Source organism: Parabacteroides distasonis, assembly GCF_004793765.1.
Taxonomy (GTDB): domain Bacteria; phylum Bacteroidota; class Bacteroidia; order Bacteroidales; family Tannerellaceae; genus Parabacteroides; species Parabacteroides distasonis_A.
Genome location: NZ_SRYM01000027.1, coordinates 12549 through 29639, shown reverse-complemented (window position 1 = coordinate 29639; position 17091 = coordinate 12549). Strand labels below are relative to the sequence as shown.

The following is a 17091-nucleotide window of genomic DNA, read 5'->3' as shown; positions in this document are numbered from 1 at the left end:
TTATTTAAAATGTAACATTAACACCTGCCGTATATGTCCGAACAGATGGATAAGCATACCAATTACTTCCCTTCAAATCTTTCTCCGGATCAAAATCTTTCATCGGAGAGAAGGTAAACAAATTTTGCGCATTAGCAAAGATCTTCAGTCTCTTGATAACACCGTTTTTCAAGAAAGAAGCCGGGACATTATAAGACAACTGCAAGTTCTTCAAACGCAAATAGGAAGCATTTCTCAGCCAAAAGTCATTCGTACGGAAGTTCTCATTCAAGCACCCCTCATACGTAGTCAAGATAGGTAACGTAGCACTCGTTCCACGTTCCGGAGTCCAAGCATCCGTCAGCCATTGCTCCGGCAAACCGCAACCAAACCACAATGGGGTAGCACCGATACGGTCTCCATATGTATAGACATCCGTAACACCTTGGAAGAACGCTGCCAAATCGAAGTTCTTATATCCCAAATTGATATTGAAACCATACGTGATCTTCGGAATAACACCTCCACAGATCTTACGGTCATCCTCGGTGATCTTACCGTCTCCATTCACATCCTCGAACTTCAAATAACCCGGTTTAGTAGCGGCTGTCTGATACGGGCTGTTCTTGATCTCCTCTTCTGATTGGAAGATTCCGATCGCATGCAACATATAATAAGAGTCGATAGGCTTTCCTTCCTCCAAAATAAACATTCCATCAATAATGGTCTGATCTTTCAGGCTTACGATCTTATTCTTGATAAAGGTCATATTTCCATTTACCTCATAACGGAAATCCCCGATATTATTCCGATAGGCTAAATTCAACTCGAAACCTTTATTGCTAACCTCACCAATATTACGGATCGGGCCATCCAAGCTACCCACCTGTTGAGGCAAAATAACCTTTCTCAAGATATCAGATGTACGTTTATCAAAATACTCAAATGAGAAATCGAAGTTACCATTAAACAAAGAAGCATCCAATCCGACGTTCGTCATCGTCGTAGTCTCCCAAGTAATGTTCGGATCATTATATGCCGTAACAGCTGCGCCTGTCTGGATCTCACCATTCAATGAATATTTAGCATCCAGATTCATCAAGTCCACATAACGGAATAAATCGATACGCTCATTACCGAGTTGTCCCCACGAAGCACGTAATTTCAAATTATATACCCAAGGAAGATCTTTCATAAACTCCTCCTCGCTCAAACGCCAGCCGGCTGAGAAAGATGGGAATACACCCCAACGATTACCCTTCGCAAAACGAGAAGAACCATCATAACGGAAATTACCTTCCAGCAAATAGCGATCCTTGAACCCATAATTCACACGACCGAAATAGGACATCAAAACCGATCTGGAAGAAGTTCCATCCGCTAAAGAATTACTAGATCCAGCTCCTAACTCATGCAGATCATTACCCAAGAAACCCTCTATTTTCCCTGAGAATTCCGTCTTGTCAACGCTCTCATAACTGTAACCGGCCAAGATCTTCACATCGTGAACATCATTGAATTTCTTTCCCCAAGACAACGTATTGAATATGGTAGCAGACAAATCATTCCTGTCTTTCTTATAGGCATTTCTTGTATTTTGCCCGTCAAAAACGATCTTCTTCTCCTCATTTGTCTTCAATTGATACTCATATACCTGTGGAGCGAAACGAGATTGTAGATAATCATACTTATTCAAACCCACGTTCAAGTTATACACGATATCAAACGGCAACTTATACTCGGCGGACAAATTCGCCAACATACGCAAGGCTTTATGTTTATTCTCGCCCTCATCAGCCAGAGCTAATGGATGGCGATAAATATTGTGTCCCGGAGTACGAATGAATGTATCCGCATAACGACCATCAGCGGTATAAGTCGGGTGGAAAGCTTGCGCTTTATAAGTCATCTCTACCAAGTTTGCTACACCGGATACCGGAGCGTTATGAATCTGGTAATGCGCATTGATATTAGCGCCAATCTTCAAGCGGCTATTTACCTGCGCGGTCGTATTCACGGCCAATGTATACTTATTTGCGTCCGTACCACGTAACACTCCGTTCTGATCGCCATAGCCTAAAGATACAGAATACGTATATTTATCATCACCTCCTGAGAAACGCATGTTATGCTCCATGATAAAGGCGTTGTTATACATGATATCCAGCCAGTTATTCTGCGGGTACATGATCGGATCCGTCTTCATTCCTTGACGATACTCCTCGATCAACTCATCTGAGTAATCTACCGTAAGTTTTCCCTCATTGCGTTGCGCCTGGTTTCTTTGCTCCATAAAGACAATTGGATCATACACGAAATCCGGCAGATAAGTGGCTTGTTGCACACCGAAATAGTTGTTGTAATCTACCGTAAACTTACCTTTCTTTCCTCCTTTTGTCTTCACCAAGATAACACCATTCGCCGCACGAGAACCATAGATGGCGGAAGAAGCCGCATCTTTCAATACGGAAATACTCTCAATATCATTCGGATTTACCGCTTCCAACGGGAACTTGATGCCATCCACCAAAATCAACGGATTATTATCGTTCAAGGTTCCCTGACCACGAATACGAATCGTCGCCCCGTCCGCTCCCGGCTGAGCGCCCGCTTGATTTACGTAAACACCTTGCGTACCTTGCAACGCTTGGGTCGAGTTGGTGATCGGGCGATTCTCCAATGTCTCCGCATCCAAAGAGGAGATCGCTCCCGTTAAATTCACTTTCTTCTGCGTTCCGTAACCTACGACCACAACCTCATCCAACTTCTGGGTATCCTCGGACAGACTGACCATTACTTTCGAAGAATTACCGACCTCGACCGTACGATCCGTATAACCGATATAAGAAACTACCAAGATCGCATTGTCCGGTACTTCCAGACTGAAGTTTCCATCGATATCCGTAATCGTTCCGTTCGTAGTTCCTTTAACGACAACATTCGCCCCGATAATGGGTTCTCCCAAGGCATCTTTTACTTGCCCGGTAATCTTTCGTGGCGAAGACTGGAATAAGGCATTCGGATGTGAGACACTTGAAACACTCTTTGACTTAATTATAATCTGCCGGTCTACAATCTCATATTGGTATCCCGTATTTTTCAAGGCTTGCTCTAAGACCTCCTCTAACGAGGCATTATTTGCTTTTACACTCGTTTTCCTATTTACATTTACTTGATTATCATTCAAGAAGAACGTGTACTCACTATTTTTCTCTATTTCTTTTAGCACTTCCGATATACTGCAATCCTGTTTATTCATGGAAAGCTTATAATTCTGTCCATAGGTAGAAGCGGATACAGTACATGCGAAAGCCAAGGATAACAACGCACTTATCTTCATGACTCGGTTTACTTTTCTGATTTTTTTCATAACTTTGTAATGTTTCTGATGAATAAATTAGCAGGTGTGTCGGCCTCTCAACTCCTAACGCCTGCCGTCAAGAACATTTGATCAGGAGGAGAAACCTAGTTTTTCTTCCTGTTTTTTTATTAGACTCAAGAACTGTTAACAAACATATCTCTTAAAATTTAATATTAGACACTCATTTATCTCCCTCTATATATAGTTCATATTCATTGTCTTTCTCTCTGTATTTAATGGGTGACGTATTGCTTAACATAAACAAGATTCGCTCCAAAGACTCATCCCGTACCTTAAACGTAAACCGATATTTCTCCGCTATCTCTTTCGGGCACTTTATCTTCCGCCCGAACCAAGGCTCCAGACGGGTAAGGATCATACTCAAGCGTTCGTTCTCAAAACTGAGGACACCGTTACGCCAAGCCGAATAGTCCTCGGCGTTAACCGTCTTAACTCTCACGGTATTCGCCTGTTTGTCGAAAACCAACATCTCATTCGGATTCAATATCACCTCATGCCTGTTCTTCACATTGGGATCTCCCAAACCGATCTTCACCTTACCGTTCAACAGGATCGTCTCCAACCTGCTCTCGGAATCATAATTGAAAACCTCGAAGGCCGTGCCCAAGGCCGTTACATCCATGTTCTTGGTATGCACGGTAAATGGTCTTTCCCGGTCTTTCGCTACGTCGAAGAAGGCTTGCCCTTTTAATTCCACATCACGGGTCTTGCCATCGAAACTCTTTGGGTAGATCAATTGGCTATTCGGCCCCATTCTCACGGTCGTGCCGTCCGATAAGGAAACCGACTCTATGCAACGGACACCGGAGGCCATTACATATATATATTGATCTTCTTTCGTATGAGACCAATGAACTACGCTTCCTACACCTAAAAGCAGCAACATGGAGGCGGCTATCGCCGTAATCTTATAGAGCCAAAGTTTACGGACACCATTTGTCGCCATTGTCCGGGCTATGATTCGTTTCCACATACGATTTCCCACCACGGGATTCACGCGATCCGCAGGCTCGTCCCATTGGCAACGCATGCGCTCTTCCACCTTTGAGTCGTACAACAAATGTTGCCGATCTTTCTCATCCAGAGCATCCTTCATCAACTTCTTCAATATCGTTCTCGTATCTTCGCTCATGTTTATTATTCTTGTTCTATTTATAAATACACGCCACGGCTCTCTTCCCCCTATTGGATGATAAAAAAATCTCAAAACTTATGTGTAAGATTACTGCAACCCGCCTTGCAGTGTTACTGCACGCCTGTTGCAGCGTCACTGCACGTGCGGTGCAGTACTACTGCAAGGCGGGTTGCAGCAGGCATAAAGGATTCAGTCAAGGCAACTAGATAAATTAGATAAACCAGATAAGTAACATGATATTTTTCTTCAGGAACCTCAAGGCTTCGCTGATCTGGTTCTCAACGGTCTTCTCGGAAATACTGAGTTGCAAGGCTATCTCTTTATAGCTTTTATGCTCCTTCCGGCTTAGATTGAAGATAATCCGGCGTCTTTCCGGCAATTCCTCTATCAAATGATCGATATACTCCCCCAGGTTATAGGCGGTGATCTCTTCCTCTAAGTCGTAAGAGGTCTCCATAGCGGACAAGACCGTCATTTTATAGAAATCCTCGTTCACGTTCTTCCGGTGTTGGTTAAAGATCAAGTTACGGGTGATGATAAACAGAAGCCCCTTGAAGTTATCATCCTCCCGGATAAATTCCCTCGACTCCCAGACCTTGATAAACACCTCTTGTACCACATCCTCGATCACTTCCCGGCTATTTAAATAAAGCCCGCAGAAATGATAAACCTTTTCCCAATATTGTTTATACAACATCGAAAAAGCCTCCCTATCTCCTTCTTTCAATGACTTTATAATTTGTTTCTCTTTCATTTAGCATCACATATCGTTTCGCAAAGATACTAAAATCATATACTAATAAAAGTTAATGACATCCCAGTTCTCCCGGACTTCTTTGTACTATTAATATAGCACGAGAAATAATGAAAGAAGAAAACAAACATATAAATGATTTATTAATCCGATATGTAAATGGACTCTATACACGGAACGATATAGAGACCTTACGGAAGCTAGCCGCATCCATAACCGAGCGGGCTGAATTAGAAAGTGAAATGGACCGGGTCTGGAACAAGGCGCAATACTTACCTCAATCCAGTTCCCATGATCATCTGCTTTATAAGAAGGAGGCGCAAGACCTGTTGGATAAGACACGTAAAAGAGAAAGAAGAATCTCCCTATCCACTTTCATCAAGTACGCGGCGAGCATAGCGATTATCGTTTCCATCGGATTCGGAGCGAAACTATACCTAAGTCATCCAACGGAACAACATACATCTGCCAGCGAACATCTCCTAACGAAAATAAGCGTCAATCATGGCGAACATAAGCAAGTCACCCTTCCCGACGGCACGATCGTTCATCTAAACGCCGGTACCGTCATGCGATACCCAACGGAATTTACCTCTGACATCCGTTTGGTCGAAATGGAGGGAGAAGCTTTTTTCAATGTCATGAGAGACGAGAGCAAGCCCTTCATCGTCCGGACCCGAAAAGCCGACGTAAAAGTACTCGGAACCTCTTTCAACGTAAAGGCCTATCAAGAGGATGAATTGATGGCCGTCAGCGTCCGGACCGGAAAAGTTGAGGTGGATATGCCCGAAAGCGTAATGCGCCTATTACCGAACGAACAGGTAATCGTGAATAACACAAATGGAGAGATCCTTAAAAAGAATGAGGATGCCCAAAAAGTAACGGCCTGGTTGCAAGGTGGCCTTTATTTCAACCGGACACCTATCAGTAGCGTTGTACATGATCTGGAACGGATGTATAACCAAGCGATCGTACTCGATCCGAATAGCGTATTCGACGATTACATCTATGGCGAGCACGACAATAAAAGTCTGGAAGCCGTACTGAACGCAATTCAATATTCAACCGGCATCCGATACCGGAAGGAAGGAAGCCGGATCGTGTTATACAAAACGAGTTATTAACCTTAAAATCGATTTGCCATGAAAGATACGACCTAAGCATAGTTACATAAAAAGGGAAACCGACCTCTGACCTTCGATCTCCCTTTATCCTTCCCGATATGTACACCCTTGGATTGAACCCCCTTGGAGATTACATAAATCGGCCTGTTTTTAAAAGTGTATAAAAACAACCTTTAAACATACAAAATTATGAACTTTCCAACTATTACTAGGTATAATTGGATGTGTTGTTCTATTATTTTAGTTTTTTTAGCGTTAGGCTCCCCCGAACCTCTGCAAGCGCAAGAAAATCAGAAAGAAAGAATAACGATTCAAGTAAAAAACCAACCCATACAAAAAGTTTTCGATGATTTGTCGAAGCAAACAGGATTAAAGTTTTTCTATGGAGAAGCCATCGCGAACCGGAACGTACAGGTTAACCTAAAGTTCAAGAACGCTCCCATCAACAGCGTATTGAACGAGATCACCCAACAAGCCAATCTTTATTTTAAACGGGAGAATAACACGATAGCCGTCAGCCTTGGAAACGCAGGCAACCCCTTCGTTCCGGTGACGCAAGACCGAAAAGTGACCGGTATCATTACGGATGAACGGGGTGAACCGATCATCGGAGCGAACGTCGTGGTAAAAGGTACGTCAAACGGTACGGTTACCGACCTGAACGGTCAGTACAGCATCGAGGCGAACGGTAAATCGATCCTACTCATATCCTACATCGGCTATTTATCGGAAGAAGTGGCCGTAGGCAACAACAAAACCATCAATATCCAGCTAAAGGAAGACACCCAGAAGCTTGATGAGGTAGTCGTGATCGGTTACGGAACACAGAAACGAAGCAATCTTTCCGGAGCGATCTCGAAAATATCCTCCGAGGTAATCGACTCTAAGCCGGTTACAAATGTCCTGTCCGCCTTGCAAGGAGAAATTCCCGGTATGGTCGTTCAGCGAACATCCGGACAACCGGGTAACGAGGAATTCGACTTGAACGTGCGTGGCGCCTCCTCCACGAACGGAGGGAATACCCCGCTAGTCTTGGTCGACGGAATCCCCGGGGATATGAATATGATCAACCCGCAGGATATCGAGGCTATCTCGGTATTGAAAGATGCCTCAGCCTCCATATATGGTTCCCGTGCCGCCGGAGGTGTTGTATTAATCACGACTAAGAAAGGAAAGAGCGGAGCACCGAAACTTACTTACAACGGGAACTTGGCGATCACGAAAATGACCGGAATCATGAAAGCCCCGACAAATTATGAGATGGCGATTATGGATAACGAGGCGAACATACACAACGGTGCCGCCCCACTCTACACCCAAGAGCTTCTGGATCGCATCTTAGCGAACGATCCGAACCCTATCGACCATCCCACCCAACCCGGCTGGAAGCTCTTTTTCACGAACACGGACTGGATGGACGAGTTGCAGACCAATGGCGTACAACATCGCCATAACCTAACAATCTCCGGTGGAGGCGAGAAGTCTAACTATTACCTATCCGCCGGCTACAGCAAACAATTTGGCGTGGTAAAATACGCAGACGATAATAATACCAAATACAATCTGCGTATGAATTATGATTATCGATTGGCAAAGTGGCTAAAATTAGAGACAAAGGTATCTTTGGATAACCAGAAACGTACGGACATAGGAAGTAATGGCGCTTGGGTGATCGGCGAGGCGATGTTTGATATGCCGAACTTCCCGATCTATAACGCCAACGGAGAGTTCTTCACGCAAGGAGGCTGGAGCAACGCAATAGCGCTGGCCAAGGAAAGCGAGACCGCCACGTTCAATACCCGGGAGATGAACGGTAACTTTAGATTGATCGCCGATATCACGGACGGACTCATGTTTAACGCTCAAGTGGGCTTAAACTACAAAAACAAGAATAACGAGGATATAGCGAAAGCCATCCCGCTCTATACATGGGACGGTGACATCAATTATTATACGGGAGCAGGTAGTCCCGAACAATCCGCTGTAGATCGTACGACCGAGGAGACCATCTATCAAAATTATACGGCTTACTTGAATTATAATAAGAACTTCGGACTGGATCATCATTTAGATGCCATGTTAGGTATGGCTTATGAGGCAGAAGAGGTCCGTATGTTCATGGCACGCCGAGATAATTTCATCACAGACGAATTATGGGAACTCAACCTTGGTGGCACCGGAAATATGAAGAACGACGCCAAAGCTAAACATTGGGCGACAAGCTCGGCTTTCGCCCGTATCGGATACAGCTTCAAGAATAAGTATATCTTGGAGACAAACTTCCGCTACGATGGTTCCTCCCGCTTCGCCCCGGGTAACCGTTGGAGAATGTTCCCCGGCGTATCCGCTAGCTGGCGTATCTCTCAAGAGGAATTCCTAAAGAGCTCTAAGGTATTCAACGAATTGAAACTAAGAGCTTCTTACGGACAAACAGGTAATCAAGAAGGTATTCGTCTATACGATTATATCCAGTTGCTAAAATTCAGGGACGACGGTTGGGGAACTAAATTGACCTATCCTTTCGGCAGCGGTTCACAAACACAAGCGATGGGGCTGGATGTCTTAGCCGGCGTAAATCGCACATGGGAGATCTTGGAGAATATCAACGCAGGTATTGATGCCGCTTTCTTAGACTCCCGCTTAGGATTTTCTTTCGACTACTTCGTGAAGATGAACAATAATATGTTGATCCCCGTAACTTATCCCAGTATGCTAGGGGCAACTCCCCCGGATACGAACTCGGGCAAATTGCGTACGAATGGCTTCGAGCTTACCTTAAACTGGACGGACAAAATCGGTAATGTCGAATATTCCGCACAATTCCAATTGAGCGACGCTAAGAACAAACTCGTGGAATACGGAGGCTCGGACACTTATGAGCTAGGCTTGAATAAGACGAGAGAAGGATATCCCATCAACTCCTATTTCGCCTATGTATATGATGGTGTAGTCAAGGACCAAGCGGATCTGGACGCTTACAAGAAGCTGGAAGGCGTACCCTCTAATATCGGTATCGGCGATGCCAAATTCAAGGATCTGAATGGCGATGGGAAAATCTCCACTTACGGTGATAAGGAAGGGGACGACGGCGACGCTAAGTATGTCGGCTCAACCACTCCCCGATATACATTCGGATTAAACTTGGGTGCCAAGTGGAACAACTTTGATATCAGCGTATTCTTCCAAGGAGTCGCTAAACGTACCTTGTTCCGTGAAGGTGAGTTCTCCATGCCTTGGAGCGACTGGTGGAGATATCCGCCTCAGTTCTATTACGGGCAAACCTGGAATGAGGATCGTCAAGACGCATATTATCCTCATCTGACCCACGGCGATATCAGGCATTGGAACTACCAAGCGTCTACGATGCAAAAGATCAACGCCGCTTACGTACGCCTAAAGAACATCCAGATCGGATATACCCTGCCGAAAAGCTTATTGCAGAAGATCGGTATTGAGCGGACTCGTTTTTATGTAAGCGGACAAGACTTATTCGAGATACACGGGGTAAAAGGCGGTTGGGACCCAGAGTCTGACACCGGAGGTTTCAACTATCCGTTCCAACGTTACTACTCATTTGGTATCGACTTGACTTTCTAAGGTTTTCTATTTAATAAAACGAATATTATGAAACGATTCAATATAATTATCACGTTATCCGCCACCTTAGGACTATTCAGTTGTGAGCTGGATAGTATCCGGGGCAGATGGATTCCACGTTTGTTCCTGTACGGAGTCACCACTATGACCCGGAGTTAACATTTGATTTTTGCGTGAATGAACCCGCTTGGAGCAATCAGGCGGGTATCCATTCCGCCTTCGGATCGACCGACCGGCTTTATTTCCGGAAGGAAGTACCCGTAAACCATGACAACGATTTATCATCTTCCTACTCTACGACCGTTTGGAGGGGGGAAAGAGCGAATGCCCAAATATTGGTATGGTCGTCAGAAGCGTTGGAACAAGTACGTGTCTCTACGCAGGACTTGAGGAGCACCGAGGGAAACATCATCCCGAAAGATCGGATTACCTTCGAGTTGGTGCGTTATGTATTGTCCAATTATCCGTATGCCGAGAAAAAAGCCATCTGCGGGGAATCTCCCTACAAATCCGGCTTCTTGATGCCAGACCGTTTCGAGACGCTGGACCGCTTCGATCTCCCTTCCCAAACCACCCGTCCGGTATGGATGATGGTGGATGTGCCGAGAGGAACCGCTCCCGGTACGTATAAAGGACAGGTGGAGGTGCGGGCGAAAGGCAAGGCTCCTCAACTATTGAATCTGGAGATCGTGGTGCAAAACCAGTTGCTCCCCTATCCGAAAGACTGGAAATACCGTCTGGACCTATGGCAGAACCCGTGGGCCGTGGCATGGTACAATCACGTGGAACCGTGGTCACCAGAACATAAAATGCTTCTCAAGCAGCATTTGAAGCATTATGCCGATGCGGGTGGTACCTACATCACGACTTATGGAGTACATTCTCCTTGGTCCGATAACTCCTATATGATCGAGGGGGGTATGATCGAGTGGATCAAGAAAGCGGACGGCACATGGGCCTTCGACTACAAGATCTTCGACGAGTACGTAGAATTAGCGATGGAATGTGGCATCAACGAGGCAATCACCCTCTATACCCCGATTCCTTGGGGATTCCGTCACCGCTATAAGGACAAGGCTACGGGCGATTATTCTTATATCAACTGGGCGCCAAGCTCGGAGGAATTCAAGAAGATGTGGAATATCTTCCTCACGGACTTCAAGTTCCATCTGGAAGCTAAAAGCTGGTTGGACATCACCTATATCGGAATCAACGAGAATCCGATGGAAGAGACCTTGGCGGCGATCCATGTCGTGCGTAACCATGATACATGCTGGAAGATCACTTACGCCGGCAATTGGCATAAGGAATTGGACGGACTGCTGGACGATTATTCTTTCCTTTACGGAGAGGAACCTACCATCGCCGAGCAAAAGGCACGGGCCGCCACCGGACGCACGTCCACCGTATACGTATGCTGTAACCCGCCGATCCCGAACAACTTCGTGTTCTCCCCTCCTATCGAGGGACGTTGGATCAGTTGGTATGTAATGGCGTATGGTTATGACGGCTTCTTGCGATGGGCTTACGACGCTTGGCCGGAAGATGCCGATCGCGACGCACGTCATGGCTCTTGGGCAGCAGGCGATTGCTACATGGTATATCCGGGAGGCAAAAGTTGCATCCGCTTCGAGAAGATGAGAGAAGGTATCGTGGATTTCGAGAAGGTCCGTATCTTACGGGAACTGACCGCCCAATCGGGTAACGCTCAAGCTCAAGGCTTATTGAAGCAGCTAGACCAACATTTGTCTATCTTCCCGAAAGAGAAAGAGTTCGATGAGAACAAGATCTCGGCGGATGTACGTAAGGGTAACCTCATCATCCGTCAACTGTCCGATCTTTTGGCGAAATAATGGGCTTATATAGCAGGAAAGACATGAAAGCATATCGTTTAATCCTATCACTCATGGCAAGCGTAGCCGCAGGGCCGGCCTTCTCGCAGACAACAGGTGTTGTTTGCGAGGAGTTCGACCAGATACAGCTGACGCACGTATTGACGCCCACCGGCCCGCTACCGACCGCCTTGGACCCGAATGGCGTATACCCCTATATGAGTTATAGCGAGACCTCAAATCGTCCGGTACCTAAAAGGTACCGGATGATCTCGCTAGAGAACGAGAAAGTCAAGGCTATCATCTGCCCCGATCTTTGCGGGAAAGTAATATCCCTCACTCACAAGGAGAGCGGCAAGGAGGTCTTGTACAGGCCGGACGTAATCAAATACACACGGATATTACCCCGCTTCTATTTCGTGGCCGGGGGGATCGAGGTCAGTTTCCCGATCTCCCACTCTCCCACGCAAAATGAGCCAGTGCTTTATCAGATCGATCATACGGGAGACCGCACATATGTAACATGCGGAGAACGGGAATCTCATTACGGTATGCAATGGTCTGTAGAATATTCCTTAGGAGATAAGGACGAATGCCTTACCCTAAGGGTTGTTTACTACAACCCGGGAAAGCAAGCCTATCCATGGATGTCATGGTCCAACGCCGCCCTTCCTTGCGCACCGGATACCCAATACGATTTCCCGAACGGAACCGTATTATCCCATGCCTCCACGTTGGACACGATCGACTGGAAAACCGAAGGAACCCATCATGAACGGGATATCAAAGAGATGACCGGCTACTTCTGGAAAACGAAAGACGTGAATGCTTTCGGGGCCTACACTCCCTCCTTGGGTAGCGGGCTCTATCATATCGCCGACGAATCCAGTACGCCCGGTATCAAATTATGGAGTTATGGCGTAGCCGGCGACAAAGAATGGTCCATGCTCAGTACCCCCGACCGACAGCCTTACGTAGAAATCCAAGGTGGCCCGATCAGCGACCAATCTATCAAGCTCGAATTGCGTCCCGGCGAGAAAAAGAATCACGTAGAATATTGGATACCGACAGATCACCCTTTGGATATCTATTCTTTAAAGGTTCCGGCATTAAGGCTTCGCCCGATCGATCGCATCCCGCTATTCGACTGGGCCCGGAAGAATGAATCTTCCATCTGGATCGCCTTAGCCGATGCCTATAAGAATAAGTCCATGCTTCCCACCGCCCCCTATCCGGAAGACGGGCAGTGGGCTCCATCCGGCATGGAAGATCTGGACGATGCTTTTCGTTGGGCGATCCAAATATCTCCCCGGCCGGAACGGGATTATTGGCAATTCCACTATGGGACTTGGTTGGCTGGAAGAGAACGTGTAGAGGAGGCGATCGAACAACTATCCATCCCGGATATCGATCTGGCGAAAGCTTTATTGGCAAGGCTATATGTTCGTCGGCAGGCGTGGGAAAAGGCGAGAGATACTTACGCCGCTATCCCCGAGACCTCGTGGTTGAACCTACATCCCCAGTTGGTTATCGAACGGGATAAAGTATTAAAGAAGTTTGGAACCGAGGCTTTACCGGAACGGGAAAAATGGTTGGATAAGATAAATGCGTCCTCTGATGAATGGGTGGCCGAGCGAAAGGTACAGCTACTGATTGATAAGAAGCAATATCAAGAAGCCAAGGATTTATTACTATCCACCCGTTTCCAGAAAGTGCATCAAACTTACACCCGTACGGGACTTTGGGAACAGATCAACGAAGGCTTGGGCCTCTCCCCGCAACCTGTACCGGAACAACTCGGCGAGGATCGCTTAGCCCGGTTCGGTGCCTATCGGGAATATGAATAAAGGGAGGTGTGTGTTTAGAGCAGTAGCTTCATATAAGTCTCCGCATATTTAGCCAGAAACGCCCAGATCACTTTCAAGGCCGTAGAGATATGTTGTTGTACCGTATATATCGAGATGCCCAAACTGTCGGCTATCTCCTTATGGGATTTCATATCTTTACGGCTCATATCGAAAACCTTTTTTTGTTGCGGGGTCAATGCTTCAAGCGCCTTATCCAACAATGCGTTTAAATCCGCATCCAATACCGAATCCTCCGTCTCGTTCGTGCTATCCAATGAGGCAGACCGTATCTTATCCCTCAGCTCCAACTCACGATCCAGTCCCGCCAATAGGTTTAAGATCCGATTTTTCACGATCGTATACACATACGGGCCAAAAGGTACATTCGGGTTCAAGAAACGACGATTCTGCCAAATAGAGGCGAAAGCATCCTGAAAAACATCTTCCGCCATATCCCGGGATTTAAGGAATTTCAAGGAAAACCACATCAAACGGTCCTTATACAGGGCATATAATTCAACAAAAGGCCGACTCGTCCCCTTCTAGCAAGTCCGCCACAAGTCTTCTTTCTTTCTCTGAATCAATGTCTGCCATTCGACTTAATCTCCCACTTCGATTACATAGGTTCAAATATATGCAAAATACCCAAAAGTAAAAACAAATTGAACCAAAATCAGCGACTCCATCATACAGCTTTATAAACTCACGATAACAAACATCTTTGCTCATTCGGAAATAATCATGTATTTTTGTCTGTTCATTTAAGAAAGGATGATGTATTGATGAAAGTTTGTATCGCCGAAAAGCCGAGTGTGGCCCGGGAAATCGCGGAAGTATTAGGGGCAACCCAACGAATGAATGGGTATATCGAAGGAAACGGATATCAGGTAACTTGGACATTCGGGCATTTGTGTACCCTGAAAGAACCGCATGAATACGCGGAGAACTGGAAACGCTGGAGTCTGGGGTCGCTACCTATGATCCCTCCCCGGTTCGGTATCAAACTAATCGAGAATCCTACGTATGAGCAACAATTCAAGGTAATCGAGAGCCTGATGCAAAATGCCGAGATGGTCATCAACTGCGGTGATGCCGGCCAAGAGGGAGAGCTGATCCAACGCTGGGTCATGCAAAAGGCAGGTTGTAAATGCCCCGTCTACCGCCTTTGGATCTCCTCGCTTACGGAGGAGGCGATCCGGGAAGGTTTCCAAAAACTAAAAGAGCAGACGGAATTCAATAAGTTGTATGAGGCCGGGCTATCCCGTGCCATCGGCGACTGGTTGCTGGGGATGAACGCCACCCGCCTTTATACCTTGCGCTACGGGCAGAACCGGCAGGTATTATCGATCGGCCGCGTGCAAACCCCGACGCTCGCCTTGATCGTAAACCGGCAAGCCGAGATCGACAATTTCAAGCCGGAACCGTATTGGGAATTAAAGACCATTTACAGGAATACGACTTTCTCCGCCACGAAAGGTAAGTTCACGAAGAAAGAGGAAGGCGAGGCTTTTCTGGAGAAGGTAAAGGAACAGGATTTTACTGTTACCAGTATCACCGAGAAGAAAGGGAAGGAATTCGCCCCCCGCCTATTCGACTTGACCTCGTTGCAGGTGGAATGTAATAAGAAATTCGCGTTTACGGCGGACGATACGCTAAAGCTGATCCAATCGCTCTATGAGAAGAAGGTGACAACCTACCCGCGTGTAGACACGACTTTCCTCAGTGACGATATCTATCCGAAAGTACCCAATACCCTGAAAGGGTTGGTGGATTACGCAGAACTTACCGCCCCTTTGATGAATCAGAAATTGCCGAAAAGCAAGAAGGTGTTCGATAACTCGAAGGTCACCGATCACCATGCGATCATCCCTACCGGAGTCCCCGCCCGCAATCTTACGGATACGGAACGGAAGGTGTACGATTTGGTAGCCCGTCGTTTTATCGCCGCCTTTTATCCGGATTGCGAGATATCGACCACTACGGTCTTGGGGCAAGTGGATAAGGTGGAATTCAAGGCAACCGGAAAGCAAATCCTCAAACCGGGTTGGCGTGTCGTATTCGGAGCCGAGCAGAAAGATCCGGAGGCTGAACCTACCGAGGAAGAAGGCGTATTGCCCGATTTCGTGAAAGGAGAAAGTGGCCCGCATAAACCGATCTTGAAAGAGACTTGGACCCAGCCTCCGAAACCCTATACGGAAGCAACTTTATTGCGGGCGATGGAAACCGCCGGTAAATTGGTGGACAACGACGAGCTGCGGGATGCCTTAAAGGAAAACGGTATCGGCCGCCCTTCTACCCGTGCGGCGATCATCGAGACCTTGTTCAAGCGTAATTATATACGGAAGGAGCGCAAGAATCTTTATCCCACCGCTACCGGTGCGGAATTGATCGGCACGATCCATGAGGAACTGCTGAAAAGCGCGGAGTTGACGGGTCTTTGGGAGAAAAAGCTTCGCCAGATCGAGCGGGGAACTTATGAGGCCCGTACTTTCCTTGATGAGTTGAAGCAGATGGTAAACGAGGTCGTCATAAACGTCCTTTCCGACCAAACCCGGCGAACGATTACGATTGAGGATACGTCTAAAGCGGCTAAAGAAACTCCCAAAGACAAACCCAAGGAGAAAAAGGAAAAGAAACCTCGTAAGCCTCGTGCCAAGAAAGAGAAAGAGAAAGAGAAAACGGAGGCTGCTCCTGAATTGGAGCTTCCACCAACAGAAAAGCCCGTTTGCCCCATCTGTCACAAAGGCTCTATCCTCCGGGGCAAAACCGCTTATGGCTGCTCTGAATACAAGAATGGATGTACGTTCCGCTTGGATTACGCTACTTATGGCAATAATTTAACAGATATGGAGTTAAATGCGGTTATCAGTAAGTTAAAGCCTTGATTACTTATCGTCATAATGTTCTTTCGCTTGGACAACGGTAACGATGACTCGGTCTTCCTCCACCGCATAGATCAAGCGATCTTTCTTATTGATTCTCCGGGACCAATAGCCAGACCAATTATCTTTTAATGGTTCGGGCTTACCGGTTCCGGTATACGGATGTTCATACAGTTCCTCAATCAAAGCGTATATTTTCTTCAAACTAGCCTTATCTCCGGCTCTTCTAAAAGACTCTATATCTTCTAAGGCTTGCTTGGTCGGTATAACTTCATACATAATCACTTCAATAAAAGTTCTTCCCACATCTCTTTTGTCAACTCTACCACTTCCCCATTCTCCCTTTGCTTCACAGATCGTCTGAAATGCTCAAGGTTCGCCGGGTTCGTGAAGAAAGGGTCTTCCTTGGGAGTCGTGATACGCTTCAGGGCTGCTTTCGCTTTCTTTACCAACTCCATATCGTCAAGATCCAACACCATACGGGCCAGTTCTGCTTTCTCGGCCTCCAAGGCCATCATCGCTTTTGTCATAGTTAATCCTCCTATCAATTAGTTATTTG

General features: G+C 46.5%; 10 protein-coding genes and 1 pseudogene. 5 read left to right on the top strand and 6 right to left on the bottom strand.

Annotated features, from left to right (window positions below; translation table 11 throughout):
* Positions 1 to 4: 4 nt before the first annotated feature.
* From E5342_RS10660 to E5342_RS10650, 3 genes are all read right to left on the bottom strand, one after another.
* Positions 5 to 3349, bottom strand: coding sequence for a TonB-dependent receptor (locus E5342_RS10660; protein WP_236651514.1), 3345 nt, complete (start codon positions 3347 to 3349; stop codon positions 5 to 7).
* A gap of 172 nt (positions 3350 to 3521) precedes the next feature.
* Positions 3522 to 4493 (bottom strand): FecR family protein, encoded by a 972-nt coding sequence (locus tag E5342_RS10655; RefSeq protein WP_121735208.1) that lies wholly within the window; start codon positions 4491 to 4493, stop codon positions 3522 to 3524.
* Between the two features lie 214 nt (positions 4494 to 4707).
* Positions 4708 to 5250: an RNA polymerase sigma-70 factor gene (locus tag E5342_RS10650; protein WP_121735207.1), complete on the bottom strand. Its 543-nt coding sequence runs from the start codon at positions 5248 to 5250 to the stop codon at positions 4708 to 4710.
* Positions 5251 to 5360: 110 nt separating this feature from the next.
* Here E5342_RS10650 and E5342_RS10645 point away from each other — a divergent pair, with 110 nt between their 5' ends.
* From E5342_RS10645 to E5342_RS10630, 4 genes are all read left to right on the top strand, one after another.
* On the top strand, positions 5361 to 6374 hold the full coding sequence (locus E5342_RS10645; RefSeq protein ID WP_121735206.1) for a FecR family protein: 1014 nt from the start codon (positions 5361 to 5363) through the stop codon (positions 6372 to 6374).
* A gap of 189 nt (positions 6375 to 6563) precedes the next feature.
* Positions 6564 to 9971: a TonB-dependent receptor gene (locus tag E5342_RS10640; protein WP_135959349.1), complete on the top strand. Its 3408-nt coding sequence runs from the start codon at positions 6564 to 6566 to the stop codon at positions 9969 to 9971.
* 107 nt (positions 9972 to 10078) lie between these two features.
* Complete coding sequence (locus E5342_RS10635) at positions 10079 to 11824, top strand: DUF4091 domain-containing protein (RefSeq protein ID WP_135959348.1); 1746 nt, start codon at positions 10079 to 10081, stop codon at positions 11822 to 11824.
* 23 nt (positions 11825 to 11847) lie between these two features.
* Positions 11848 to 13650 (top strand): DUF5107 domain-containing protein, encoded by a 1803-nt coding sequence (locus E5342_RS10630; RefSeq protein WP_121735204.1) that lies wholly within the window; start codon positions 11848 to 11850, stop codon positions 13648 to 13650.
* Between the two features lie 14 nt (positions 13651 to 13664).
* Here the strand turns inward: E5342_RS10630 and E5342_RS10625 are convergent.
* A pseudogene (locus E5342_RS10625) lies at positions 13665 to 14244 on the bottom strand (RNA polymerase sigma-70 factor).
* A gap of 188 nt (positions 14245 to 14432) precedes the next feature.
* Between E5342_RS10625 and E5342_RS10620 the strand changes: the two are divergent.
* On the top strand, positions 14433 to 16535 hold the full coding sequence (locus E5342_RS10620; RefSeq protein WP_121735203.1) for a DNA topoisomerase 3: 2103 nt from the start codon (positions 14433 to 14435) through the stop codon (positions 16533 to 16535).
* Here the strand turns inward: E5342_RS10620 and E5342_RS10615 are convergent, their stop codons facing one another.
* A complete protein-coding gene (locus tag E5342_RS10615; RefSeq protein WP_121735202.1) occupies positions 16536 to 16811 on the bottom strand; it encodes a Txe/YoeB family addiction module toxin in 276 nt (91 codons plus the stop codon).
* Between the two features lie 2 nt (positions 16812 to 16813).
* Complete coding sequence (locus tag E5342_RS10610; RefSeq protein WP_121735201.1) at positions 16814 to 17062, bottom strand: hypothetical protein; 249 nt, start codon at positions 17060 to 17062, stop codon at positions 16814 to 16816.
* Positions 17063 to 17091: the final 29 nt, after the last annotated feature.